The 25,883-nt window shown below is 63.4% G+C and carries 24 protein-coding genes and 1 tRNA gene; 17 read left to right on the top strand and 8 right to left on the bottom strand.

From position 1 onward, the window contains the following. Positions 1-259: 259 nt before the first annotated feature. The 3 genes from secA (at position 260) to EN804_RS16060 (ending at position 6,000) form a co-directional block, all read left to right on the top strand. Positions 260-2,992 (top strand): preprotein translocase subunit SecA, encoded by a 2,733-nt coding sequence (gene secA / locus EN804_RS16070; RefSeq protein ID WP_135920223.1) that lies wholly within the window; start codon positions 260-262, stop codon positions 2,990-2,992. Between the two features lie 327 nt (positions 2,993-3,319). Further along, on the top strand, positions 3,320-4,720 hold the full coding sequence (locus EN804_RS16065) for a lipopolysaccharide biosynthesis protein (protein WP_135883461.1): 1,401 nt from the start codon (positions 3,320-3,322) through the stop codon (positions 4,718-4,720). Beyond that, positions 4,720-6,000 (top strand): GNAT family N-acetyltransferase, encoded by a 1,281-nt coding sequence (locus EN804_RS16060; protein WP_135920221.1) that lies wholly within the window; start codon positions 4,720-4,722, stop codon positions 5,998-6,000. Before EN804_RS16065 ends, EN804_RS16060 begins: the two co-directional genes overlap by 1 nt. 320 nt (positions 6,001-6,320) lie before the next feature. On the opposite strand, the gene EN804_RS16055 is transcribed toward EN804_RS16060, so the two are convergent. Further along, a tRNA-Leu gene (locus EN804_RS16055) sits at positions 6,321-6,405 on the bottom strand. Positions 6,406-6,674: 269 nt separating this feature from the next. Between EN804_RS16055 and EN804_RS16050 the strand changes: the two genes are divergently transcribed. Together EN804_RS16050 and EN804_RS16045 are read left to right on the top strand one after the other, a co-directional pair. Then, positions 6,675-7,268, top strand: coding sequence for a YqaA family protein (locus EN804_RS16050; protein ID WP_127277861.1), 594 nt, complete (start codon positions 6,675-6,677; stop codon positions 7,266-7,268). A gap of 72 nt (positions 7,269-7,340) precedes the next feature. Beyond that, complete coding sequence (locus EN804_RS16045; RefSeq protein ID WP_127277862.1) at positions 7,341-7,859, top strand: disulfide bond formation protein B; 519 nt, start codon at positions 7,341-7,343, stop codon at positions 7,857-7,859. Between the two features lie 89 nt (positions 7,860-7,948). Here the strand turns inward: EN804_RS16045 and EN804_RS16040 are convergent, their stop codons facing one another. Then, positions 7,949-8,866 carry an AraC family transcriptional regulator gene (locus EN804_RS16040; RefSeq protein ID WP_246693432.1) on the bottom strand — a complete coding sequence of 306 codons (918 nt, stop codon included), beginning with the start codon at positions 8,864-8,866 and terminating at the stop codon, positions 7,949-7,951. A gap of 55 nt (positions 8,867-8,921) precedes the next feature. Here EN804_RS16040 and EN804_RS16035 point away from each other — a divergent pair, with 55 nt between their 5' ends. Then, positions 8,922-9,656, top strand: a complete 735-nt coding sequence (locus EN804_RS16035) for an SDR family oxidoreductase (RefSeq protein WP_135920217.1) — start codon at positions 8,922-8,924, stop codon at positions 9,654-9,656. A 91-nt stretch (positions 9,657-9,747) separates the two neighbouring features. Here EN804_RS16035 and EN804_RS16030 read toward each other — a convergent pair whose 3' ends face one another. Together EN804_RS16030 and EN804_RS16025 are read right to left on the bottom strand one after the other, a co-directional pair. Further along, positions 9,748-10,305 carry an HNH endonuclease gene (locus EN804_RS16030; protein ID WP_027031236.1) on the bottom strand — a complete coding sequence of 186 codons (558 nt, stop codon included), beginning with the start codon at positions 10,303-10,305 and terminating at the stop codon, positions 9,748-9,750. A 188-nt stretch (positions 10,306-10,493) separates the two neighbouring features. Next, the gene (locus EN804_RS16025) at positions 10,494-11,135 is read right to left on the bottom strand and encodes a DNA-3-methyladenine glycosylase (RefSeq protein ID WP_127872243.1); all 642 of its coding nucleotides are present in this window, start codon (positions 11,133-11,135) and stop codon (positions 10,494-10,496) included. 75 nt (positions 11,136-11,210) lie between these two features. Between EN804_RS16025 and gluQRS the strand changes: the two genes are divergently transcribed. Continuing rightward, positions 11,211-12,086: a tRNA glutamyl-Q(34) synthetase GluQRS gene (gluQRS, locus tag EN804_RS16020; RefSeq protein ID WP_135920215.1), complete on the top strand. Its 876-nt coding sequence runs from the start codon at positions 11,211-11,213 to the stop codon at positions 12,084-12,086. Between the two features lie 151 nt (positions 12,087-12,237). Continuing rightward, the gene (locus tag EN804_RS16015; RefSeq protein WP_135920213.1) at positions 12,238-13,134 is read left to right on the top strand and encodes a DMT family transporter; all 897 of its coding nucleotides are present in this window, start codon (positions 12,238-12,240) and stop codon (positions 13,132-13,134) included. Positions 13,135-13,249: 115 nt separating this feature from the next. Here the strand turns inward: EN804_RS16015 and EN804_RS16010 are convergent, their stop codons facing one another. Continuing rightward, a complete protein-coding gene (locus tag EN804_RS16010; protein WP_127277868.1) occupies positions 13,250-14,101 on the bottom strand; it encodes a YihY/virulence factor BrkB family protein in 852 nt (283 codons plus the stop codon). 58 nt (positions 14,102-14,159) lie between these two features. On the opposite strand from EN804_RS16010, the gene EN804_RS16005 reads away from it, so the two are divergent. The 7 genes from EN804_RS16005 (at position 14,160) to EN804_RS15975 (ending at position 19,684) form a co-directional block, all read left to right on the top strand. Beyond that, complete coding sequence (locus EN804_RS16005; RefSeq protein ID WP_127277869.1) at positions 14,160-15,026, top strand: SDR family oxidoreductase; 867 nt, start codon at positions 14,160-14,162, stop codon at positions 15,024-15,026. Between the two features lie 25 nt (positions 15,027-15,051). Then, complete coding sequence (locus EN804_RS16000; protein WP_127277870.1) at positions 15,052-15,243, top strand: twin transmembrane helix small protein; 192 nt, start codon at positions 15,052-15,054, stop codon at positions 15,241-15,243. A gap of 18 nt (positions 15,244-15,261) precedes the next feature. Further along, a complete protein-coding gene (locus EN804_RS15995; protein ID WP_135920210.1) occupies positions 15,262-15,843 on the top strand; it encodes a cob(I)yrinic acid a,c-diamide adenosyltransferase in 582 nt (193 codons plus the stop codon). A gap of 33 nt (positions 15,844-15,876) precedes the next feature. After that, on the top strand, positions 15,877-16,677 hold the full coding sequence (locus EN804_RS15990; protein ID WP_135883466.1) for a rhomboid family intramembrane serine protease: 801 nt from the start codon (positions 15,877-15,879) through the stop codon (positions 16,675-16,677). 213 nt (positions 16,678-16,890) lie between these two features. After that, positions 16,891-17,640, top strand: a complete 750-nt coding sequence (locus EN804_RS15985) for an electron transfer flavoprotein subunit beta/FixA family protein (protein WP_127872238.1) — start codon at positions 16,891-16,893, stop codon at positions 17,638-17,640. A gap of 24 nt (positions 17,641-17,664) precedes the next feature. Continuing rightward, positions 17,665-18,594: an electron transfer flavoprotein subunit alpha/FixB family protein gene (locus EN804_RS15980; protein WP_135914912.1), complete on the top strand. Its 930-nt coding sequence runs from the start codon at positions 17,665-17,667 to the stop codon at positions 18,592-18,594. A gap of 211 nt (positions 18,595-18,805) precedes the next feature. Then, positions 18,806-19,684 carry a 3-hydroxybutyryl-CoA dehydrogenase gene (locus EN804_RS15975; RefSeq protein ID WP_013892834.1) on the top strand — a complete coding sequence of 293 codons (879 nt, stop codon included), beginning with the start codon at positions 18,806-18,808 and terminating at the stop codon, positions 19,682-19,684. A 9-nt stretch (positions 19,685-19,693) separates the two neighbouring features. On the opposite strand, the gene EN804_RS15970 is transcribed toward EN804_RS15975, so the two are convergent. The 3 genes from EN804_RS15970 to EN804_RS15960 form a co-directional block, all read right to left on the bottom strand. Then, positions 19,694-21,673, bottom strand: coding sequence for a PAS domain S-box protein (locus tag EN804_RS15970; protein WP_135920208.1), 1,980 nt, complete (start codon positions 21,671-21,673; stop codon positions 19,694-19,696). Between the two features lie 163 nt (positions 21,674-21,836). Then, positions 21,837-22,475 (bottom strand): NrsF family protein, encoded by a 639-nt coding sequence (locus tag EN804_RS15965; protein ID WP_135914910.1) that lies wholly within the window; start codon positions 22,473-22,475, stop codon positions 21,837-21,839. 1 nt (position 22,476) lies between these two features. Then, positions 22,477-23,028 (bottom strand): sigma-70 family RNA polymerase sigma factor, encoded by a 552-nt coding sequence (locus EN804_RS15960; RefSeq protein ID WP_135914909.1) that lies wholly within the window; start codon positions 23,026-23,028, stop codon positions 22,477-22,479. 439 nt (positions 23,029-23,467) lie between these two features. Between EN804_RS15960 and EN804_RS15955 the strand changes: the two genes are divergently transcribed. Further along, positions 23,468-24,517: a hypothetical protein gene (locus EN804_RS15955; RefSeq protein ID WP_135914908.1), complete on the top strand. Its 1,050-nt coding sequence runs from the start codon at positions 23,468-23,470 to the stop codon at positions 24,515-24,517. Between the two features lie 9 nt (positions 24,518-24,526). Beyond that, entirely contained in the window at positions 24,527-25,879 is a 1,353-nt protein-coding gene (locus EN804_RS15950) for a hypothetical protein (RefSeq protein WP_135920206.1), read from the top strand. Positions 25,880-25,883 lie beyond the last annotated feature (4 nt).

Genomic DNA, 25,883 nt, shown 5'->3' with positions numbered 1-25,883 from the left:
GGATGACTCCGGTGAGGGATTGTAAGGAGGGCGGCTTCCAGATCAGCCAGATTATGGCGGAATTTGGCGCGACCGGCAGGGCCAGCGCGGCGTTGACATCAGTTGAGCCCCCTCTTATCTGTCCATCGACTTGGCGTCCAGAACCGTTTTCCGGGCGCTTTTTGTGTTTGCCCGCATTCAAGCGGTGCGTTCACGTGGATGTGATGGGGCCGGCCGGCGCCTGTCTCAAGATTGAGAATTCTATCGAAAGGACCATTGGATGGTCAGTCTCGGCGGTCTCGCCCGTAAGGTTTTCGGTTCCTCCAACGACCGTCGGGTCAAATCGACCCGCCCCCGTGTCGAGGCGATCAACGCCATGGAAAACGAGATGCGGGCGCTCTCCGACGCCGAGCTTGCCGGCCGCACGGAAAAATTCCGCCAGGACATCGCCAACGGCGCCAGCCTTGACGATCTGCTGATCCCAGCCTTCGCGACCGCCCGCGAGGCGGCGCGCCGTGTGCTTGGCATGCGTCCCTTCGACGTCCAGCTGATCGGCGGCATGGTGCTGCACAATGGCGGCATTGCCGAGATGCGCACCGGCGAGGGCAAGACCCTGGTCGCGACGCTGCCGGTCTATCTCAATGCACTCGCCGGCAACGGCGTCCATGTCGTCACCGTCAACGACTACCTCGCCACCCGCGACTCCGAATGGATGGGCCGCGTCTACAAATTCCTCGGCCTGTCGGTCGGCGTCATCGTCCACGGCCTGTCGGACGAGGAGCGTCGCGTCGCCTACGCCTCCGACGTCACCTACGCCACCAACAACGAGCTCGGCTTCGACTATCTGCGCGACAACATGAAGTACGAGCGCGCCCAGATGGTGCAGCGCGGTCACAATTACGCGATCGTCGACGAGGTCGATTCCATCCTGGTCGACGAGGCGCGCACGCCGCTGATCATTTCCGGTCCGCTAGAGGACCGTTCGGAAATGTACAACACCATCGACACCTTCATCATCAAGCTGCAGCCGCAGGATTACGAGATCGATGAGAAGCAGAAGACCTCGATCTTCACCGAGGAAGGCACCGAGAAGCTCGAGAGTATGCTGCGCGATGCCGACCTGCTCAAGGGCGAGTCGCTGTACGACGTCGAGAACGTCGCCATCGTCCATCACGTCAACAACGCGCTGAAGGCGCACCGGCTGTTCCAGCGCGACAAGGACTACATCGTGCGCAACGGCGAGATCGTCATCATCGACGAGTTCACCGGCCGCATGATGCCCGGCCGCCGCTATTCGGAAGGCCTGCACCAGGCGCTCGAAGCCAAGGAACATGTGGCGATCCAGCCGGAGAACCAGACGCTGGCCTCCGTCACCTTCCAGAACTACTTCCGCCTCTACAAGAAGCTTTCCGGCATGACCGGCACGGCGCTGACCGAAGCCGAGGAATTCGGCAACATCTACGGCCTAGAAGTCACCGAGATCCCGACCAACCTGCCCGTTATCCGCAAGGACGAGGACGACGAGGTCTACCGGACGGTCGAGGAGAAGTACAAGGCGATCGTCAGGGAGATCCGCGAAGCCAGCGCCAAGGGCCAGCCGACGTTGGTCGGCACCACCTCGATCGAAAAGTCCGAGCAGTTGGCCGAGCGCCTGCGCAAGGAAGGCTTCAAGGATTTCGAAGTGCTGAACGCCCGCCACCACGAGCGCGAGGCGGCGATCGTCGCCCAGGCTGGCAAGCCCGGCGCCATCACCATCGCCACTAACATGGCCGGCCGCGGCACCGACATCAAGCTCGGCGGCAATGCCGAGATGCGCATCGCCGACGAACTGGGCGACATGCCGGAGGGTCCCGAGCGCGAGGCGCGGGAAAAGGAGATTTATGCCGACATCGAGCGCCTGAAGGAAAAGGCGCTGGCCGCCGGCGGCCTCTACGTGCTCGCCACCGAGCGCCATGAGTCACGCCGCATCGACAATCAGCTCAGAGGCCGTTCCGGCCGCCAGGGCGACCCGGGCCGCTCGAAATTCTTCCTGTCGCTGCAGGACGATCTGATGCGCATCTTCGGTTCCGAGCGCATGGACGGCATGCTGCAGAAGCTCGGCCTCAAGGAAGACGAGGCCATCATCCATCCCTGGATCAACAAGGCGCTGGAAAAGGCGCAGAAGAAGGTCGAGGCCCGCAACTTCGACATCCGCAAGAACCTGTTGAAATATGACGACGTCTCCAACGACCAGCGCAAGGTGGTGTTCGAGCAGCGCATCGAACTGATGGACGGCGAAGGCCTATCGGAAACCATTGCCGAGATGCGCGAAGGCGTCATCGACGAGGTCGTAGCCAAGGCCATTCCCGAAAACGCCTATGCCGAACAATGGGACATCGCGGGCCTGAAGGCCGAGGTCGCCGAATTCCTCAACCTCGACCTGCCGATCGAGGACTGGGTGAAGGAAGAAGGCATCGCCGAGGACGACATCCGCGAGCGCATCTCTCAAGCCGCCGAAGCCGCGGCACAAGAACGCGCCGACCGTTTCGGCCCCGAGGTGATGACCTATGTCGAGCGCTCCGTGGTGCTGCAGACGCTCGACCATTTGTGGCGCGAGCACATCGTCAATCTCGATCACCTGCGCTCGGTCGTCGGCTTCCGCGGCTATGCCCAGCGCGATCCGCTGCAGGAATACAAGGGCGAGGCGTTCGAGCTGTTCCAGGCCATGCTTGGCAATCTGCGCCAGGCCGTCACCGCGCAGCTGATGCGCGTCGAACTGGTCCGCCAGGCCGCCGAAGCCCCGCCGCCGGAAGCGCCCGACATGTTCGGCACGCATATTGACGGCACCACCGGCGAGAATGATTTCGAAGGCGGCGAAACGGCTCTTCTGGTGCGCCAGGAAAGCAACGCCATCGTCGCTCCCGAGGATCGCGACCCCAACAACCAGGCCACCTGGGGCAAGGTCGGCCGCAACGAAGCCTGCCCCTGCGGCTCCGGCAAGAAATACAAGCACTGCCACGGCGCGTTTGCGTAAGAGCGCGCTCTTGCCTTCTCCCCGTCACTATACGGGGAGAAGGTGCCCGAAGGGCGGATGAGGGGCAGCGCTGACGTTCGAGATTGGCGTTTGTCTGCGACCAAAAACAATGCCTCGCCCGCTCCCGGCGTGCCGATTCGTTTTGCGGATGGCTTTTCTTCTTCCCGCATCCACAGTGCAAACTCCAAAGCCGGCGCCGCCCCTCATCCGCCTGCCGGCACCTTCTCCCCTTGAACGGGGAGAAGGAAGCGCCCCCACCCACGCTTTCTTAAGGTGTCTTCGCTACACCAAAGCGTGAAAAGAGGCGGAAAACGGAGAGAAATCGGGGTGCGCTTTTCCGCGGCCACGACTGCTGGGCGGTTCTTGCCGCAGCGTTTGGCGCTGCGCGTGGGGCCGCTGCTTGACCGCATCGACGCCGTGCTGTTCACCGCCGATGAGCGCGGCGAAGCCGGCCGCATGTCGGTCATCGCCTTCTCCATCCGCATCGTCAGCGCCGTCATCGCCTTCATCAGCCAGGTGCTGATGGCGCGCTGGATGGGCTCGTTCGAGTACGGCATTTTCGTCCTGGTCTGGGTGACGATGGTCATCGTCGGCAACCTCGCCTGCCTCGGCTTTCACACATCGGTCATCCGCTTCATTCCCGAATACCGCGAGCGCGGCCTGATGGACGAATTGCGCGGCATCGTCGTGGCCAGCCGTCTGTTCGTGCTGATCGCCTCGACACTGATCGCGGGCCTTGGCGCCCTCGGTGTCTGGCTGGCCGCACCCTGGATTGAAAACTACTACGTGATACCGTTCATCCTCGGTGTCATCTGTCTGCCGATGATTGCGCTGTCGGATTTGCTGCAGGGGCTGGCGCGTGCCAATTCATGGGCATTGTTTGCGCTGTCGCCGACCTACCTGATACGGCCGGTGCTGATCCTGCTGTTCATGGCGCTGATGCTTTGGGCAGGCTACGCCCCCGACGCGCGGACGGCGATCTTCGCCTCGATCGCGGCCACCTACGTCACCACGCTGTCTCAGTTGATCGGCGTCACCCAGCGCATGGAAAGGCAGATTCCGGCCGGCCCGATGAAAGTGCATTTCGCACAATGGTTCATCGTCTCGCTGCCGATCTTCCTGGTCGAGAGCTTCTTCTTCCTGCTCACCAATGCCGATGTGCTGATGGTCGGCGCCTATATGGATCCCAACGACGTCGCCGTCTATTTCGCCACGGTCAAGACGCTGGCGCTGGTGCATTTCGTCTATTTCGCGGTCAAGGCCGGCGTCGCCCAGCGCTACGCGCAGTTCACCCATGGCGAGCCGGAAAAACTTGCCGCCTTCGCCCGCGAGACGGTATCGTGGACCTTCTGGCCCTCGCTGCTGATGGCGTTCCTGGTGCTGGCGCTGGGCGAACCGATGCTGGTGCTGTTCGGCCCGGAATTCACCTCTGGCTATCCGCTCCTGTTCCTGCTTGTCTTCGGCGTCGTGGCGCGGGCCGCCGTGGGTCCCTGCGAAAGCCTGCTCACCATGAGCGGCAACCAGAATGTCTGCGCCGCCGTCTATGCCATGACCCTGGCCTTCAACATCGGGCTCAACGTGGTGCTGATCCCGCTTTTTGGCTTGTGGGGCGCGGCCATGGCCACCGCCTTTGCCATGATCTTCGAGGCCAGCGCGCTGTCCTTCACGGTCTGGCGCAAGCTCGGCATCGTCATGGCGATCTTCGTGCCAGCCAAAGGAGCCGCCTGATGGCCGCCATCCCCTTGCTCGAGGAAACCAGCGGCGGCCCCGCCGGCGCCATGGTGTCCGGCCTTGCCGGGCTGGCGCGCGACGCTGATCCCGCCCATATCGAGATCCTCGCCAACAACCGGCCCGAGCGCAAACTCGCCATCTACCCGGCATCGGCCGGCTTCGACCTGGTCGAGGAACTGGACTATCTCTGCGCCCGCACGATCGAGCCGAACGTCTTCTTCAACCCGCGCTTCCTGGCGCCGGCCATGCCCCGCCTGGAAGACCGCGAGGTGCGTCTTGCCGTGATCCGCGACGGTGATGAATACCGCAACCGGCTGCGCCTGCTGGTGCCGATCTCGGTGGAACGGCCGGTGGTGCCGCTCGGCGTGCCGGTCATGCGCACATGGTCGAGCCCGTTCGGCCCGCTCGGCACGCCGCTGATCGACCGCGACGATCCGGTCGGCGTGGTCGAGGATTTCTTCTCGATGCTGTCGCGCCCGCATCTGAAGCTGCCGAAAGTCCTGGTCCTGCCTGACATCAGGCTCGACGGTCCGGTGGCGAGCCTGATCGGCACCGTGGCCGAGACGCGCGGCCTGATGCTGGTCACCACGGGCCAGATCTCACGCCCCGTGCTGGAGAGCGAACTCGACGGCGACGATTATCTGAAGGCTTCGCTCAGCGCGCACCATTACCGCGAGTTCCGCCGCCTGAAGCGGCGCCTCGGCGATCTCGGCAAGCTCGAACATGTCGTGGCACGCGGCCCCGAGGAGATCCGCCACGCCATCGAGCACTTCCTGACGCTGGAAGCGTCCGGCTGGAAAGGCCGCGAGCGCACCGCCATGGCCATCGACCGCTTCCGCGCCGCCTTTGCCCGCGAGGCTGTGCACCGGCTGGCCGAACAGGACATGTGCCGCATCCATTCGCTGACGCTCGACGGCCGCACCATCGCTTGCCTGATCGTCTTCGTCGAGGCTGGCGTCGCCTACACCTGGAAGACCGCCTATGACGAGACGCTGGCCGTCTATTCGCCCGGCACGCTGCTGATGATCGAAGTCACCAGGCAGCATCTCGACGACCCCAACATCATGATGACCGATTCCTGCGCCGTGCCCGATCACCCGGTGATGAGCAGGCTATGGAGCGAGCGCAAGCCGGTCGGCACATTGGTGATCGGGTTGACCAGGGATGCCGACCGTCTCGCCCGCCAGGCCGCCTCGCAACTGCATCTCTACCGCGAGACCCGCAACATGGCGCGCCTGCTGCGCAACCGGATGAAGACTTTGCTGCGGCGACGGTAAGGGGTCCGTCGGGACGAGCTCGGCTGCGTTCAATCAGCTTGCGCTCTGATCTAAGTTGTCGCGACGGCATCTCGACGCCAACATCGTGGCGACCAGATGGAACATTGCGATCGGCTACAAGCATTCGCTCTGGCTGGATTGACGGGCACGCAGGTTGCCGCAACGGCGCCAGCCTGCTGCTCTGAATTTGTCCCGGATGAGCCGCAAGCACGAGATTCGGCGAAATACCGCCTGCGCCTGCTGTCAACAGCCATGGTCTCACCGAGTTCGCCTGGACCATCCGCGGGCAAGCAAAGGTGAATCAGCAGCTGAACATGGAATGGTGCCCCTAGCCGGGATCGAACCAGCACTCCTTGCGGAACTCGATTTTGAGTCGAGCGCGTCTACCAATTCCGCCATAGGGGCTCAGGCCGGGCGGCCTGGATGGGCGCGGACTATACGGTCGGAGGCCTGTTCGTCAACTGGCCTGTTGCAGATTTGCCGATGTCGGCGCGCTTGAACCCGCGCCTTACGATTCCGTAAACAGCGCTGCCATTGTGCGGCACGGAAAATCTTTCTAGACAGGCTCGCGTTCAAATGTCCGCGAAAGCGATGGCTGCGGCGCTTTAGGCCCTTGTCTCATGCATGCCGGTATCCGAGAACCGCAGCGTGCACGACATCCACTAGGAGAGCCGATGCTTCGCGGACTGTACGACTGGACCTTGTCACTGGCGGCCCGCAAATCCGCCGAATGGTGGCTGGCTTTCATCGCTTTCGTCGAAAGCTCGGTATTCCTGGTGCCGGCCGATGTGCTCTATCTGCCGATGGCATTGTCGCGGCCGGACCGGGCCTATCGCTATGCCTTCATCGCCACCGTCGCTTCGGTACTGGGCGGCATTGCCGGCTGGTTCATCGGCCACTACGCCTATGACGCGGTGGCGCGGCCTATCCTCGAATTCTACGGCAAGTATGACGAGTTCGAACAGTTGCGCTCCTCCGCGGGCGTAAGCATCGAGTTCATCGCCCTGATGCTGGTCACCTCGGGTGCGGCGCATCTGCCGCCGATCAAGGTGGTGACGATCCTGTCCGGCGCCCTGGGCGTCAACCTGGCGCTGTTCATCGTGCTGGCGATCATCGCGCGTGGCGGCCGCTTCCTGCTCCTGGCGTGGCTTTTGCGCCGCTATGGCGAGCCAATCCGCGAATTCATCGAAAAGCGCCTGGGCCTGATCGCCGGCGCCGCCGCGGTTGCCCTGATTTTGCTCTATATCCTGATCAAATACGTCGTCTGAGGCCCTCTCAAAACCGGTTTTGAGAGTGGCAGGCGGACCTGGCGGGCGGCGAACACAACGGACGATAGAACCATGACAGCGACCATGAATGCCGATACCGGACGCCAGCGGACACGCGCTGCCTTGTTTCTAGCGGTCGCAATGGCCGCGACCGTTGGCTCGGCGCTCGGCTTCCAGCATATCGGCGGCTACATCCCCTGCCATCTCTGTCTGGAACAGCGCACGCCGTATTACATCGGCGTGCCCTTGATGGTGCTGGCGGTGATCGCATCGATGCTGCGCGCACCGGCATGGGTGGCGCGCGGTCTGCTGGCCATCGGCGGCCTCTTGATGCTCTACGGCCTTTATCTTGGCGTCTATCACTCCGGCGTCGAATGGGCCTGGTGGCAGGGTCCGGCCGATTGCACGGCGGGCGCCGGCCCGGTCGACACCGGCGGCAAAGGCGTGCTCGACGCGCTCGACAAATTCGTGCCGCCCTCTTGCGACAAGGCGGCGCTGCGCATCCTTGGCCTGTCACTGGCCGGCTGGAACGCCATCGCCAGCCTGATCCTCGCCGCCGTCGCCTTCCGCGGCGCATTTTCCCGCGACTGACACGTCAGTGCCGTCGTGGCCTGGTGGAGACAAGGGCAATAGCGGACCGGGAGATAAGCGGAGATAAGTCTGCCAGATAGGCTCCCGCCTCAAGCCGTGTGCTGTCGTGGTGCGGCACCAAAGGTTCGACGAAAAGCGTGGCCAAATGCGCTTTGAGAGGTGTAGCCGACACTCGCCGCCACCTTGCCAACGCTCGAATAACGTTCGGCCAGCGCGGCCCGTGCGCGCGTCATTCGCCACCTGCGGACATAGGCGAGTGGTGCCTGTCCTACGCGATGGGTAAAGGCCGCCGAGAAGGCGGCCCGCGACATCCCGGCCACGCCGGCCAGATCGGCAACGGTCCACGGCCGCGCGATATCGGCATGAAAACATTGGATCGCTCGGCCAATGCGTGGATCCACCAACGCAGCAAGCCAACCGTGGGTCGTGTCCGAAGCCGATGCGAAAGTGCGGATCGCCTGGATCATAAGAACCTCGGCCAACCTGGCCGTGGCGACGTCGTTTCCCATCGCGGGCTGCCCTGCTTCCGCGTCCAACAGACCCAGGACCGCCGTGATCGCCGCGGCTCCAGTCGACGTGCTGGGGATGTGCATGAACGCCGGCAGCATATCGAGGAGAAAGGCAGCATTCCCTCGCGTAAAAGAAATTCCACCGCCGAGCGCCACCGCGTCGTCACCCCCCAGGCGCACAAGGTCATTTCCTTCGGCGTACAGTGACGAACCGTCGATCGGCATCAAGGCGGGATTGCTCGCAACCACATATTCAGTGAAGCCGATCAAGCAGCAGTCGCCCGCCTCGATCCGCTGGGGAGCAACATTGGGCAGCAGGAGCCAGCTCACCCCACGCAGAACAGCGACGAATTTCAGGCGCTCTCGCGCGGGAAACGCCAACGCCCAGTCGCCGGAGCCCTCCAAGCGCGTCCTCCGGGTCGCCCGCGCATCGAGCACCGTAAGTACATCCGATAGCGGATCGAAGGTTCGAGACGATTGCGACAAACTCATGGCCATTCAAGCATAGCACGTCCAGCCCGCTTTACCCATCTCTGGTGAAAAGGAGATGAACATGAGCATTGTTGGCAAAGTGGTGGCGATCACCGGGGCGAGCAGCGGCATCGGCCGCGCGACCGCAATTCTCCTAGCGGAAGCGGGTGCGACGGTGGTGCTCGGCGCACGGCGCGAGGACGCCCTGGCGGAGGTCGCCCGGGATATTGCCGCGGTCGGAGGCAAGGTGGCCTACAAGGTGACCGACGTGACCGTTCGTGCCGATCTTGAGGCCCTCGTGGGACTCGCGGTGGACCGTGAAGGCGGGCTGGATGTCATAGTCAACAATGCCGGTATTAGCCCTATTTCGCGCTTTGATGCCCTGAGGGTCGAAGATTGGGACGCGATGATCGACGTAAACCTGCGTGGCACGCTGTACGGGATCGCCGCTGCGCTGCCGATCTTCGCACGCCAGCGCAGCGGACATGTCATCAACGTGGTATCGACGGCCGGCATCAAGATCGTGCCGACGATGGGGGTCTATGCCGCGACCAAGAATGCCGTTCGGACAGTCAGCGAGACCCTGCGGCAGGAAGCAGGACCGCATCTGCGAGTGACCGAGGTGTCGCCTGGTATGATCGCGACCAATCTCGCCGACTCGTTCACCGACATGGCGGTCAAGGAGACCATGGCGGCGCGGATCGGGGCTATCGCCATCCCGCCTGCCGCGATCGCGCGGGGCATCGCATACGCCATCGATCAACCTGATGACGTGGATGTGGGCAGCATCGTCATCCGGCCGACCGCTCAGGATTGAACGCCCATGACACGATGCGGCGCTCGGTAGACACGCCAGTAGCTACTCAGACCCCAAAATCGGGGCGGCCAGCCATCCGAATGTCGAAAACTCAAGGCTCCAGTTCGACGTCCCAGTAGAGATAATCCATCCAGCTTTCATGCAGATGGTTGGGCGGGAACAGCCGGCCGTTGTTGTGCAGATCATGCACCGTCGGCTGGTAGGGCTTCTGCAGAGGAAACATCTTGGCATGCGCCGGCATCATGCCGCCCTTCCTCAGATTGCAAGGCGAACAGGCGGCGACGACGTTCTCCCATGTCGTCGCGCCGCCGCGATGACGGGGGATGACGTGGTCGAAGGTCAGGTCCTCGGGCGTGCCGCAATACTGGCACTGGAAGCGGTCGCGCAGGAAGACGTTGAAGCGGGTGAACGCCGGGTGCCTCGACGGCTTCACATAGGCCTTCAGGCTGACCACGCTCGGCAGCTTCATCGAGAAGGTCGGCGAGGACACCGCATGCTCGTATTCGGCGACGATGTTCACCCGGTCGAGGAATACCGCCTTGATGGCGTCCTGCCAGGACCAGAGCGACAAGGGGTAATAGCTGAGCGGACGGTAATCCGCATTCAGCACCAGCGCTGGAAGCCCATCCGGAGATACGGCAACCGTCACCTTGTTGACCTCCTTGGTTCGCACATGATCCCGAAAATCGAATTCGACTTTCGGAAAGGGTCACGTGCTGCTTCAAAAGCCCGACCGTTCGGCGCGGATACTGTAAGCCTGACATGACAGGGATGTGAAGCGGATTGTCGCGGGCGCGGCGTGCCAAAAACACATGATTTTTATGCTTTTTTGCGGATTCAGGCCGGCGGTGCGGCGTCTCGGCCCCTGGTTTCGCGATAATAGGACCAGAAAAGCCGCGATGCGACACCTCGCCACGGGCTCCATGATTCGGCCAAGGCGATCAGTGTTTTCTCAGGCGGGCGCGGGTCGATGCCGAGCGCGTGGCCGACGGCGCTCTGCAGGGCGACGTCACGCGCCGGGAAAATATCGGGGTGTCCGGCGGCAAACAACAGATACACTTCCGCCGTCCAGGGGCCGATACCAGGCACCGCCGTCATTGCCGCGATCGCTTCCCCGGCGTCGAGCGAACAGAGATGATGCAGGTCGAGGCCGTCGGCCACCGCTTGGGCGGCCGCGACAAGACCACGCTGCTTGGGCCGCGACAGGCCGGCCTCGCGAAACATGTCCTCGCCGGCGGCAAGGATAGCCCGCGGCGTTAGCGGATCGACCAGTTTCGTCAGCCGGCCGAAGATGGCATCGGCACTCGCCCGGGAAACTTGCTGCGACACGATGATCGAGGCGAGGCTCCTGAACCCGGGCTCCGAAAGCCTGAGCGGCACCTCGCCGGCCATGCCGCGCACTTTTTCCAGGCGCGGATCGATGATGCAAAGCGCATCCAGTCCCCGTTCAACGTCATCCAGTGTCGCGATGCGCTGCATGGTATCCTTGTCCGCGAATGTGCCGCAAAGTAGCAACCGCCAAAACCGCAGCACAACCCGATTGCCGCCCGAGACATGACGCTCCTGACATTCCGCTTCGCGCCCAGCCCCAATGGCGAACTGCATCTGGGCCACGCCTATTCGGCGTTGCTCAACCAGAAGCTCGCAAAGGCGTCAGGCGGCCGTCTGCTGCTGCGCATCGAGGATATCGACACCACACGCTGCACGCCGGAGTTCGAGGCGGGCATGCTTGCCGACCTGAAATGGCTGGGGCTTGGCTGGCAAGAGCCCGTGCGCCGCCAGTCCGAGCATTTCGCGGAATACCGGACGGTGCTCGAGCGCCTGATCCGCGAGGAACTGGTCTATCCCGCCTTCATGAGCCGTGGCGAGATCAGGGCTTTCATCGCCGACAGCGAAATGCGCGGGCGCGACTGGCCGCGCGATCCCGACGGTGTGCCGCTCTATCCGCCAGCCGACAAGGCATTGCCGATGAAGGAACGCAGGCGGCGGATTGCCGAGAATACACCCTTCGCCTGGCGGCTGGACGTCGGCGCCGCCATGGCGCGTGCCGGCAAGGATCTCGCATGGGCCGAATTCACCGATGAGACGCTATCCGCGACGCACCTGGTCGAGGCCCGTCCGCAGGACTGGGGCGACGTGATCGTGGCGCGCCGCGACATCCCGACCAGCTACCACCTCGCCGTCATCGTCGACGACGCGCTGCAAGGCGTCAGCAATGTCGTGCGCGGACAGGACCTGTTTTCCGCGACCGGCGTGCAGCGACTGCTTCAGGAGATTCTGGGATTGCAGCCACCCGCCTATTTCCACCATCGGCTGGTCCTCGGGCCGGACGGGCGAAAACTGTCGAAGAGCCTTGGCGATACCGGACTTGCCGCCTTGCGTGATGCCGGCACGACGCCAGACGACATCAGGCGGACGATCGGGCTCTGACCCCAGCAATCCTTGGGAGACACCTTTTTGAGCCCTTCACCCGTTGAATTCCGGTGATGTATGGATCAACGGTTTGGTTTTGCGCGCCAGGTTGAACAGGGTTAGAGCATCGCCACGGTCAATTCTCACCAGTACGGCGGTCTCCGGAAAAATGCACAGCATCAAGCGGTTCATCCCCGCCACCTTCGTTGTCTTGTGGGCAACCGGCTTCATCGGCGCCCGCTACGCCATGCCGTGGGCGGAGCCATTCACCTTCCTCGCGGCGCGTTTCGTCATAGCCGCCATCCTGCTGGCAGTGCTGATGCTTGTGCTGGGCTCGAAGCGAGCCACCCGCGAGGAGGCGCTGCATGCCACCGGTGCCGGCGTGCTGATGCATGGCGTCTATCTCGGCGCCGTCTTCTGGGCCATCCACAGGGGTATGCCCGCCGGATTTTCGGCCCTTATCGTCGGCTTGCAGCCGCTGATCACTGCGGTGCTTGCCGGCAAGTTCCTGGGCGAGGCCATCCTGCCGCGCCACTGGCTTGGCCTTGGCATCGGCCTGGTCGGCATCGTCATTGTGCTGTGGCCAAAACTCGGCGCGCTCGGCGGCGGCGTAACGGTGGCGACGCTGACCGCCTCGCTGGTCTCGGTGCTCGGCATGAGCGCCGGAACCATCTGGCAGAAGCGCTTTGCCTCCGGCGGCGACCTCGTCGCGGCCACCATGTGGCAATATGTCGGCGGCGCCTCGCTGATGACCGTGGCCGCGCTCGCCTTCGAAACGCACGCCGTCGTCATCAACGGCGAACTGATCTTCGCCATGGCCTGGCTGGTGCTGGTGCTGTCGCTCGGCGCAATCTTCCTGTTGATGGTGATGATCCGCGACGGTGAGATGTCGAAAGTGGCGTCGTTGTTCTACCTCGTGCCGGCGGTGACGGCCATCATCGCCTGGGCTCTGTTCAACGAACAACTCAACGCACTTCAAATCGCCGGCATGGCGATCACCACCTTTGGCGTGGGCCTGGCAACGGCGCGACCGGCCAGGGGAGGAATTGCAGAACTGAGGAATTGAAGAATTGAAGAAGAAGTGCACGGCGCCGGATATGGCGCCTTTTTCTCCAATTCCTCAGTTCTTCAACTCCTCAATTCCTCATTCCTTCAATTCCTCCGTTCTTCAATTCCGCCGGTCAACCCACCCGGGCACGCGCCTCCAGATAGCGGCTGATCGCGGCGTTGAGTTCGCCGCCGAGGATGAAGATCGCCGAGACGATGTAGAGGAAAACCACCGCGATCATGATCGAGGCGAGACCGGCATAGGTCGTCACATAGGACGAGAAATGGTCGAGATAGGTGGCAAACATCGTCGAGCCGATAAGCCACGCCGCCAGCGTGAAGATGATTCCCGGCACCAGCGAGACGAAACGACGCTTGCCGGCCGGCAGCCAGTAGTGAACGGCGAAAAGTCCGCCGATGATGACGGTCGAGGCAATGACGTAACGCCACAGCGTGATCGTGCCCGTATAGGGTTTGATCCACTCGAAATGGGCCTCCGCCAACCGCGCCAGCAGGGGCGCGAACACCAGGAGCACGCTGATCGCCAGGAACCCGGCGGTCGCGATCAGCACGAAGAAGATGCTCTGCACCCGGCGGTAGATGATGCCGCGCGTCTCGGTGACCCGATAGGCGCGGTTGAGCGACGTGCGCAGCGCCTCGATGCCGTTCGAGGCGAAATAGGCGGCAAGCAGCACGCCATAGGTCAACAGGTCGCTGCGCCTGACGGTCAGCACGTTGAGCACTTCATGCGCGATCGGTTTGGCGATCTGCTCGGGCCATGTGTCGAAGACCAGATGCACCGCCGTGTCGGCAAAGGCCTGGGCGCCGAGGAAGCTGCCCAGCGTCGTGGCGAAGATCAGGAACGGAAACAGCGCCATCAGCGAGGTGATCGCCAGATGGCTGGCCATCGCCCAGCCGTCATCGGTGTTGAAATGGCCGAGCGCGTCGTAGAGCACGCGACGCAGGGCGACAATATTCCGCAGCAAGAACGCGCGCTCCCTTCGATTGTCTCGACGCCGCGAATATGGGAAGGGAATGCGGCAAATGGCAACCCTTCGTCAAACTCCGAATTCTCCAGCGGCAGAGTTGCGCACCATCATCGTCACCGGTGCGTCTTCCGGCATAGGCGCCTATTGCGCCCGCGCATTGAAGGCCGAGGGCTGGCGGGTGTTCGCGACGGCGCGCAAGCCGCAAGACATCGCCGCGCTCGAAGCGGACGGAATTGAGGCTTTCTATCTCGACTACACGGAACCGGGATCCATCGCCGCCCTGGCATCGGCCGTACTCGAGCGCACCGGCGGCAAGCTCGATGCCCTGTTCAACAACGGCGCTTACGCCCAGGCCGGCGCCGTCGAGGATCTGTCCGTTGCGGCGCTCAAAGAGCAGTTCGAGGCCAATTTCTTCGGCTGGCACGACCTGACCCGCCGTCTGGTTCCGGTGATGCGCCGCCAGGGCCACGGCCGCCTCGTCCATTGCTCGTCGATCCTGGGTCTCGTGCCGGTGCGCTTCCGTGGCGCCTATTCGGCATCCAAGCACGCCTTGGAAGCCTTGATGCTCTGCCAGCGCCAGGAACTAACCGGCAGCGGCATCCATGTCTCGCTGATCGAGCCGGGGCCGGTGAAATCGAAGATCGCCAGCAATGGCTTGCCCTGGTTCCTCAGGAATATCGATCACGAGAATTCCGTGCATCGCGCCGACTATGCCGCGCAGCTGGAGCGCATGCGCGCCGGCGGCAGCCAATCAGCACTGAAGCCCGGGCCGGAAGTGGTCCACAAGGCGCTTCGCCACGCACTTCTGTCGCGGCACCCGCGCCCACACTATGTGGTAACAATGTCGGCCAGGATCGGGGCCGTGCTCAAACGCATCCTGCCGGCCTCGATGCTGCACCGCCTGCTCGCCCGGCGCGCTTGAACAAGAGAAGAACTGGAAACGCAAAATGGCCACCGTCTTCAACATCCTTGCCATTCTGGTCATGGCCGCCGTGGTGGTCGTGCTGATCAGGGGCCTCATCAACATGATGCGCGGCGGCTCCGGCGTGACGTCCAACAAGCTGATGCAGGCCCGCGTTCTGCTGCAGGCCGTGGCGCTGGCGCTGATCCTGCTGGCCGTGTATTTCACCCGCAAGTAAGGGCCTTTCGGAGGCGATGTGGTCAAGCTCAACAAGATCTACACCCGCACCGGAGACGACGGCACAACCGGCCTCGGCACTGGCGAACGGCGGCTGAAATCCGATCTCCGGGTGGACGCCTATGGCACGGTCGACGAAGCCAATGCCTGTATCGGCATGGCCCGCGTGCATACCGCACAGAGCCATCAGGCGATCGACGCCATGCTTGGCCGCATCCAGAACGACCTTTTCGACCTCGGCGCCGACCTCGCCGTGCCTGATGACGGCAAGCCGCTCGGCTACGAGCCGCTGCGCATCGTTGCCGCCCAGACCGACCGTGTCGAGCACGACATCGACCTCCTCAACAAAGACCTCCAGCCGCTGAAATCCTTCGTGCTGAACGGCGGCACGCCGGCGGCGGCCGCCCTCCATCTCGCCCGCACCGTGGCCAGGCGAGCCGAGCGGCTGATGGTGGCCCTGGCGCAGGACCCGGGCGAACACGTCAATCGCGACGGGCTGAAGTACATCAACCGCGTCTCGGATTTCCTGTTTGTCGCCGCTCGGGTGGTCAATGACAATGGAAATGCCGACGTGCTATGGGTTCCCGGCAAGAACCGCTGAAACGGACCGGAGGGCGGGAGGGGCCGACGACCGATGTTCATCCCGCTTTACGACACCAACAGGCTGCGCCATATCAGGCTGCAATATGTAACGATCGGGCTGATCGTCGCCAACGCCGTGATCTATTGCGCCACGGCGCTCGGCGGCAAGGACTTCACCAATGCCGCCGTGCTTGGCCTCGGCTTCATCCCCTCCGTCGTTCACGACACGGCCGAACTCGACCCCCGCTTTGTCATCATCCCCGAGAGCCTGAGCTACCTCACCTACTCCTTCCTGCACGCCGACATTTTCCATCTCGGCGGCAACATGCTGTTCCTTTGGGTGTTCGGCGACAATGTCGAGGACGCGCTCGGCCATATCAGATACCTGATCTTCTATTTCCTGTGCGCCATCGCCGGAGCCGCTTTCCAGGGGCTCATCGCCTGGGATTCACAAGTGCCGCTGATCGGCGCCTCGGGCGCCATTGCCGGCGTGGTCGTCGCCTACCTGATCCTCTATCCCAGGGTGAAGGTGTGGGTGCTTGCCTTTGCCCGCATCCCTTTGCGCATTCCAGCCTTCATCCCGCTCATACTGTGGGTGGCGTTCCAGGTCGTCATGTTCGCGGCCGGCGGCGAGGATCGGATCTCCTGGGCGTGCCACATCGGCGGCATCATTGCCGGCGCGGTCCTGGTGCTGGTCCTGCGCAGTCGCGGCGTGCCGCTATTTGCCCCCGCCGATGAGGATGCCGTGGCTCCGACCCCCGAACAGCCGCCGGCCGTTGGCGAACCAGCGACGCCCCAAACGTCCGCCACCACGGCGCGCTGGGGCCGGGGAAACCCTTCTGGCCCAAACTGAACCGATTTGAGCAGCTTCCAGCGTATTGACGGCAAGGGTCGCCACAATTACGGAAACGTCTCCGTCGCAGCCCAAGGCGGGCAAAGACCAGAATTTCCATCCGGCCAGAATTCCGTCTGGCCGGAATTCAGTCAGGAATGTCGGCTTTCGACAACTCAGAAAGGGCGCAGGCTGCTATAGCGCGCCCAACTAGCGTGAAGAGGTGACAGGCAAATGAAGATCCTTGTGCCCGTGAAGCGGGTTGTGGACGCGAATGTGAAGGTTCGCGTGAAGGCCGATGGTTCGGCTGTGGAACTCGCCAACGTCAAGATGGCGATGAACCCGTTCGACGAGATCGCGGTCGAGGAAGCGATCCGGATCAAGGAAGCCGGCAAGGCCGAGGAGATCATCGTCGTGTCGATCGGCCCGCAGCAGGCGCAGGAAACACTGCGCACCGCGCTCGCCATGGGCGCCGACCGCGCCATCCTGGTCAAGACCGACGAGCAGACCGAGCCGCTCGGTGTCGCCAAGGTGCTGAAGGGCGTGGTCGATGCGGAGAAGCCAGGCCTTGTCATTCTCGGCAAGCAGGCGATCGACGACGATTCCAACCAGACCGGCCAGATGCTGGCCGCCCTGCTTGGCTGGGCCCAGGGCACCTTCGCGTCCAAGGTCGTGCTCGAAGGCGACAAGGCCAAGGTGACGCGGGAGGTCGACGGCGGCTTGCAGACGGTGGAGCTGAAGCTGCCGGTGATCGTCACCGCCGACCTTCGCCTCAACCAGCCGCGCTATGCCTCGCTGCCCAACATCATGAAGGCCAAGAAGAAGCCGCTGGACGAGAAGAGCCCGGCCGACTACGGCGCCGACGTCAAGCCGCGCCTGAAGGTCATCAAGACCGAGGAGCCGGGTGGCCGCAAGGCGGGCGTCAAGGTCAAGAGCGTCGCCGAACTGGTCGACAAGCTCAAGAACGAAGCCGGCGTTTTGTAAGCGATCGGGAAAGGAACAGATAAAATGGCAATTCTCCTCATCGCCGAACACGACAACGCCACCCTTTCCGACCAGACCGCCAAGGCGCTTTCGGCCGCCCTGCAAATCGGCTCGGACGTTCATGTGCTGGTGGCCGGCAAAGGCGCCAAGGCCGCTGCCGATGCAGCCGCGAAACTGAAGGGCGTCGGCAAGGTGCTGCTCGCCGAGGCCGACGAACTCGCCGAGCGCCTGGCCGAGCCGACGGCGGCACTGGTCGTCTCGCTGGCTGGCGCTTACGACACGATCATCGCGCCGGCGACGTCCGCTGGCAAGAACATCGCGCCGCGCGTCGCCGCCCTGCTCGATGTTGCGCAGGTTTCCGAGATCATCGAAGTGGTGTCGCCTGACACCTTCAAGCGGCCGATCTACGCCGGTAACGCCATCCAGACGGTACAGTCGAGCGACACCAAGAAGGTGATCACCGTGCGCACCGCTTCCTTCCAGGCGGCACCCGAGGGTGGTTCGGCTTCGGTCGAGACGGTTCACGCGGCGGCCAATCCCGGCCTGTCCACCTTCGTCGAGAACAAGCTGTCGGAGACCGACCGTCCGGAGCTGACCTCGGCCAAGATCATCATCTCGGGCGGCCGCGCGCTCGGTTCCTCGGAAAAATTCCAGGAAGTCATCCTGCCGGTCGCCGACAAGCTCGGTGCCGCCGTCGGTGCTTCCCGAGCCGCCGTCGATGCGGGCTATGCGCCGAACGACTGGCAGGTCGGCCAGACCGGCAAGGTGGTCGCCCCCGATCTCTACATTGCGGTCGGCATCTCCGGCGCCATTCAGCACCTCGCTGGCATGAAGGATTCCAAGGTCATCGTCGCCATCAACAAGGACGAGGAAGCTCCGATCTTCCAGGTTGCCGACTACGGCCTCGTCGGCGATCTCTTCGTCATCCTGCCTGAGTTGCAGAAGGCGCTTTGACGCTTCCGCGCAACCGTATTAAATTACCAAGGGTGGGGTAGACGAAGTCGCCCCACCCTTTTAGTTTGCACCGCACAATAAGCAGGCCACAAAAGGCTGAGAGCAATTCCAGCGGCAGTGCGCAGGGGTTTTTGCGCCGGGAATTGCGGGAAAACAAAGAGATGGGGCGGTTCGCGATTGTGGCGAAAAACGCTCCGGACGGGATCGGGTAATGAGCAAGATCGAGACGATCGGCATCATTGGTGCGGGCCAGATGGGCGGCGGCATCGCCCACGTCTCCGCGCTTTCGGGCTACAAGGTGCTGATCTACGATATATCGCCCGACCGTATCGAAAAGGGCATCGCCACCATCAGCGGCAACATGGCCCGTCAGGTGGGGTCCGGCAAGCTAGACGAGAAGCTCCGCAACCAGGCCATGGCACGCATAGCGTCGGCACCGGCGATGGCCGATCTTGCCGGCGCCGATCTGGTGATCGAGGCGGCGACCGAGGACGAAACCGTCAAGCGCAAGATCTATGCGCAGCTCTGCCCGCAGCTCAACCCCGAAGCGATCCTGGCGACCAACACCTCGTCGATTTCGATCACAAGGCTGGCCGCGCAGACCGACCGGCCGGAGCGCTTCATCGGCATTCATTTCATGAACCCGGTTCCGCTGATGAAGCTGGTCGAACTGGTGCGCGGCATCGCCACCGAGGACCAGACCTTCGAGGCGGCGAAGACCTATGTGAAGCAACTCGACAAGACGATCACGGTCTCGGAGGATTTCCCGGCCTTCATCGTCAACCGCATCCTTCTGCCGATGATCAACGAGGCGATCTACACCCTCTATGAGGGCGTCGGTTCGGTCGATGCCATCGACACCGCCATGCGGCTCGGCGCCAACCATCCGATGGGACCGCTGCAGCTTGCCGATTTCATCGGCCTCGACACCTGCCTGTCGATCATGCAGGTGCTCCATGACGGCCTGTCGGATTCGAAGTACCGGCCCTGCCCGCTGCTGGTCAAATATGTCGAGGCCGGCTGGCTCGGCCGCAAGACCGGACGCGGCTTCTACGACTATCGCGGCGAGCACCCCGTTCCAACACGCTGACGCGTCCGCTCACGAGGCCGCGGCGAGCGGCTTGGGCAGTTCCAACCTGTCGTCGCTGATCTTGCCGTCCGGCGCCACGGAAAGGCATCCGCGCCCGGCCGCCTTGGCCGCATAGCAGGCGGCGTCGGCCCTTGCGATGATCTCGTCGACTTCGCCGCAATTGGCGCAGATCGCCGCTAGCCCGATGCTGGCGCCGATCGCGTGGGGCCGGCCATCCCAGGTGAAGTTCAAGCCGGCTATCGCATCGATGATGGAGCGCGCCGCGATCCTCGCGCCGGGTGCGGAACCCGACTTCAGAATGACAGCGAATTCGTCGCCGCCCAGGCGCGCGACGATGTCTTCAGGACCAAGCACGCCGCGCACCGCCTCGGCGACCCGCTTCAGCAGGGCGTCTCCCGCCGCGTGACCGCCCGTGTCGTTGACCAGCTTGAAATGGTCAAGGTCGATGAACATGAACTGATGGTGGCCGCCAGCCGTCGAGCCGTCCTTGCGTGCCTGATCGACCAGTCCCTCCATGGCGCGGATGAAGCTCGAGCGGTTGGCAAGCCCGGTCAGCGCATCATGGGCGGCGGCATGGGCAAGCTGGCGCTGCAGGGCGCGCGCATCGGTGAAATCCTGGAAGACGATCACCAGACCGCCGAACTCGTTGCGTTCGTTGATGATCGGCGACACGACCTGGCGGATGCTGCAGCGTGTGTCGTCGCGACGGATGAGGACCGCGCGGCTGTTCTGGTCGGAGCGCGCCTCTTCGCCTGTCGCCGGCCGCGTCATGCCGATCCTGTGGCCCGTCTCCTCGTCGACAGCCCAGTAGACATGGCTCAGCGTCTTGCCCAGCGCGTCGTCGCTGGAAACGCCGGTCAGCTTTTCGGCCACCGGATTCATGAAGGTGACGCGGTTCGCGGCATCGGTGCAGATGACCGCATCGCCGATCGATTGCAGCGTCACCTTAAGCCGCTCCTTCTCGTCGGCCAGCATCGCCGCCGAGACGATGAGCCGTTCTTCGGCCTGCTTGCGCCGAGTGATGTCGGTCAAGCTGCCGATCGCTCTGATCAACTGTCCGTTGGCATCGCGCTCGATGGCCTTGCCACGGTCGAGGATCCAGATCCAGCGGCCGTCCTTGTGGCGCATCCTGAACTCGGCCTCGAAGAATTCCGTCTGGCCGTCGAGATGGTCGCGATCGGCCTCCGCGACCGTGGCGCGGTCGTCCGGATGGATCATCGTCAGCCACCGGTCGGGGTCGCCATCGAGCTCGCCATCCCCATAGCCGAGCATCTTGACCCAAGTGGAGGAATAGGTGGTGCCCCCCTTGCGGATGTCGAAATCCCAAACACCTTGACCGGCGCCGGCGAGCGCGAAGTTCCAGCGCGTTTCGGCCTCGGCGATGCGCCCTTCGGCCTGCTTGCGCGCGTCGATATCCTCGATCTGCGAGACGAGATAGAGCGGGCGCCCACTCCTCCCATCGCGAATGACGGAGCCGGCAAGGTTAGCCCAGACGGGTGTACCGTCCTTCTTGAGATAACGCTTCTCGAAGTGGAAAGTATCGACGGTGCCCGCCCTCAGGCCGGCCATCGTTTCGCGTCCGATCTGCAGATCGTCGGGATGCGTGATCTGGAAGAAGGTCAACGCCTCGATTTCCTCGCGGCTGTAGCCAAGCATGGTGGCGAACGCAGGGTTGGTCTGGAGAATACGCCCGTCGAGGCTGACGATGGCGATGCCGATGGCCGAGTCCTCCATGGCCCGGCGGAACCGCTGCTCGCTCTCCGTGATCTGCCGTCGATCCTCCGAGATTCGACCGATGAACAGATAGGCCAGGAAAAGCGCGCAGACCGTCACCGCGACCGATATTTGAAGGCAAAGTCTGAGTGCTTCCACGCCAAGGTCCAGCCTTGACGTCACAAGCGAGGCGGCCACCACGGCAAGACCGGCCGCAAGCAGCGCCAGCGCTGCATGCTTGTACCGTCCCGACCCGATGATACTTCGCAATGTCACGATTTATGCCACCCCCGTGGGCAATCGCTTTTTTCCATCGAACCCTGAAGGATCGATTTTAAGGAAAGGTTGCGTCCGGGGCATCGGCGATATGGACAACCGGCAAACAATTGCCGGCATGATTAAGGATCGGTATTCACGGTGTCTGGACGCGGGTATCCCGCTACCAACGCACGAAAAACCGCCCGCCGAGCGCGCCAAGCAAAGCAAGGGCCGCGATGGCGATCGTGTACCAGGTGGCAACGAAAAGCGGCGAGTCGTCGAAGCAGTGCGCCGCATAGAAAGTCGCCGCCAGCCCGCCGGCAAGCAGCCCCGCGACCGCGCCGGCAAGCACCGGCCGTGTCGGCGCGCCATAGCGCAGCATCCACAGGAAGATGGCCAGCGGGCCGATGCCTATCAGCGGGATGAAGCTCATGCAGATCATCATGTTCGAGCCGATCATGCGCGTGCCCCACAGCGCCTGCGGCACCATGAAGAGCTCCAGCACCACGGCCACCGCGACCAGCAGCGGCGCGGCGATCATCGCCGCCATTGCCCGGCCTGTCGCCGCACCCGGCGTCGACAGGGCTCGGATCAGGGCGAAGGCGCTGATGGCGAGCACGATGGTGAAAACAAACTTGGACAGGAAGCGCATCGTGTGCGCGGCAACCATGAAGTCGGGGCGCGGCCCGATCGTCATCATGAAAACAGCGGCCGCGACGACGACGGCCGCGCCGGCCGCGAGCCACCAGGCCAAGCGCAATGGCATTGCTTTGCTGCGGGCATCGGCGTCGAGCGCCTTGATGAGATCGTCGGTCTTCATGTCATTCCCGTCCGAACCGCCCCTGTCCGAATCGCTTGGCTATGGCGGTAAGTCCTCGATGCAGCGACACACGCACCGCCGTCTCGCTTATGCCGAACTTCGCTGCCGTCTCGCCGATCGAGCGGCCCTCCACGGACACGGCCGACACCACGGAACGCTGTGCCGGCGGCAGGCCGTCGAGCGCCCGGTTGATGTCGCGTTCGCTGACCGTATCGGTCTCCGGCTCGGCAAAAGTCTCGGCGATTTCGTCGACATCGATCTCGATGCGCCGCCCGCGCCGCCGGAACGCGTCGATCAGCTTGAAACGGGCAATCGCATAGACCCAGGGCAGGACCGGCGCGTCCTGGCGCCAGGTGTGCCGTTTCACATGAATTGCCAGCAAGGTTTCCTGCACGACGTCCTCGGGGTCGACCCCGCCCTGCACGATCTTGCGCCTGACAAAGCCGCGGATGAGCGCGGCAATCCGGTGGAGAAAGTCGGCATAGGCCTTTTCATCTCCCGCGATCGCGGCCCGCATCAGCCGGGAAAGCTCGGCCTCGTCCTTGCCGCTCACAAGAGTTCACTCCCCGATCTTCGCGCCTCGGCGCTGGTTTGTTACGTGGACGGCGAAATAATGTCCAAGCCAAACTACGGGCAAATCACGAAAGTTTGCGGGACGGTCCGCGAAATTCCCTGATGGGTTCCCTGGTTCCCAGCCCAGGCGCGAGGAACAGCGCGGACCAAGCTTTGTTGACGTAGGGTAAACCCTTCTGTAGCGTCAAAGGATCGGAGGGCGGCCGAAATGGATTTCATTGAACGCTTTGGATTTTCTCCCGACAATGGCTCGGGAACTTTCGAGGGCAGCCTTGTCATTGCAGCCATAGTCCTTGTCGCTGCCATCTACTTCTACCGGAGACAGAGATCACTGAAGAAATAACCGCTGGAAAATCGGCGGGGACACGTCCGCCAGGAAAAACATTACCGTTGCGTCCTCTCAGCGTGGGAAACACGACATGGCAGGATCTCTGGTCAACCACATCAGAACCGCGGCCCTGCTGTTGTTCGCCGCCGAATTCTGGAAGCGTCTTGCCACCGGGCTGAAAGTGCTGTTTGCGACGATTCGCATGCTGCTATGCCGGCTGGCCAAGGGCCAGCGGCTGCCAAGCCCGGCGCAGAACGATTGCTGTATCCAGCTGCCGCCCGACATCTACAAGCGCGCCGATCCTCTTCTTTATGCCCAGTACTATCTGATGGCGCAGGGCCTCGCGGTCACCTGGGACAATCCCGACATCGACATTTTCGACGGCGCCGCGCCGGTTACCGGCGCGCTCCAGCCAGCACACATATATCGCGTTCGCGTCCGTGTCTGGAACGGGTCCTACGACGCCCCGGCCATCGGCGTCGGAGTGGCGCTGTCCTACCTGTCCTTCGGCGCACAGACCGTTTCCCGTCCGATCGCCAACACCGCCGTCAATCTCGGCGCCAAGGGCACGATCGATTGCCCTGCCTATGCCGAGTTCAGTTGGACCACGCCCGCCACCAGCGGCCACTATTGCCTGCAGGCACAGCTTTCCTGGGGCGATGACGCCAACCCCAGCAACAACCTTGGCCAGAAGAACGTCAACATTGCCGAGATGCGCTCACCGGCAAAGTTCGTCTTCAGCGTCCGCAACGAGGCCTCGGTCGTCCGGCGTTTCCAGATCGAGGCGGACTGCTACGGTCTGCCGAAGCTGCGGCCATGTGCCCCGTCACGCGGCGAAGGTCGCGACGGGACCACCGACACCCCGCAGCCGCGGCTCGGCGAGAGCAAGGCACGCTGGGCCAGGGCCCTCGAGGAACAGGCCTATGGCCGGTTTCCCATCCCGGACGACTGGTCGGTCAGGATCGTTCCAAGAACGCTTTCACTGCAGCCGCGCCAGATCACCGAGATCGCCGTCGAGATCGAAGCGAAGGACGCCGCCTTCCGTGGCTCGAAGACCTTCAACGTCCATGTGTTCGCGATCGGCGAAAGCGGATCGCGCACCATGACCGGCGGTGTGACGCTCACCGCCACGAAAGGCTGAGGCGTTCCGATGGCCTACAAGCACTATACGAGCTGCTTTCTCTATCCCGCCGGTGGCAAGCCCTACAATGAGGACGACCGGCTGGCTTTCCTCGCCGGCCAGGCGCTGCAGATCATCGTCATCACCGGGCTGGCAGCCGCGTTCGGGTTGCTGCTGGGGCCGGTCGGTGCGGCACTTGCCGCGGCAATCGCATTTCTGGCGTCCGCCACCGCGACGATCGACAAGGCCGCCGGGGAATGGCTGAACCATCGCCTGGTCTGCCTCGACAAGGACAATCCGAAATGCGCGGTCGGCATCGTCTCCTACAATCCGTTCCGCAGCGATCTCGGCGCCTTCGACAACGACCAGTATTTCGACCTCATCCTGATGCCGCATCCGACGACCGAGATCCTCAACGCCGAGACCAACGAGGCGGCTTTGGCCGCCGCCAATCGCTACAATGCCGACGGCACCGTCGTCACGGAATTCGCCGCCAGCATCGCGGCCCATCCGGCCAACGACATTCTCAATGACGGCTTTCAGGGTCATGAGCTTCTGTTGCCGCGCGATGACCTGAAGACCGACCTGGGCTACGCACCCGCCGACGACCATGCCCGCTGGGGCCTGCACTGCGAGGCCGAGGGCGATTTCTGGATCAAGATGCGCCAATGGGCGCCGGCCATCGTCATCCTGCTGACGGCGGCTCTGGTCGTAACGGCGGCCGCGGCGGCCGCCGGCGCCAGTGTCGGGGCGGCTGTCGGCTGCGCCATAGGATCGTTCTTCCTGGGTGCGCTGGGCTGCGCCATCGGCTCGTTCCTGGGAGGATTGCTCGGGGCGGCCATTGGCGGCGCCATCGGCGGCGCCGCGTCCTACTTCGGCGGGGTCAAGCCGGTCCTGCAGGGACTGTTCAACTGGAACCCCGGCAATGTCGAGGACGCCAATGTCGGCGACAAGGCGCTCGGCCCGATCAGGATGGGCGATCATGTCGCCGTCCTCGGCGAACATGTCTATGACGGCTATCACAAGGGCTGGCACGAGTTTCATCCGCTGATGGCGGTGGTCAAGTTCGATGCGGCCGCGGGTGTCGACGCAAAACACTATCTTCAGTGGAACCCGGACTTTCCCGACATGGGCACAGTCCCGCCCAAACCGCCGGGCGAGGCCACCGACCTCACCGCGCAGGATATGCGTGACGGGCTTGGCAGCACGGCATTCAGGACACGCTGCGAGAACCTGCGCAGAACCTGGTGCGCCATGCTGAACGACGCGTTCGATCCGGAGACCAAACGAACACAGCAGGGCCTGGATCAGCGCTGGACCATTCATCCCATGGTCGATGGCTGCATTCCGCAGGAGCAGCCACCGGCACCGCATATCGGGTGAAGTC

The organism is Mesorhizobium sp. M8A.F.Ca.ET.161.01.1.1 (assembly GCF_004792105.1).
GTDB lineage: Bacteria > Pseudomonadota > Alphaproteobacteria > Rhizobiales > Rhizobiaceae > Mesorhizobium.
This window is presented reverse-complemented; position numbering and strand designations above follow the sequence as displayed.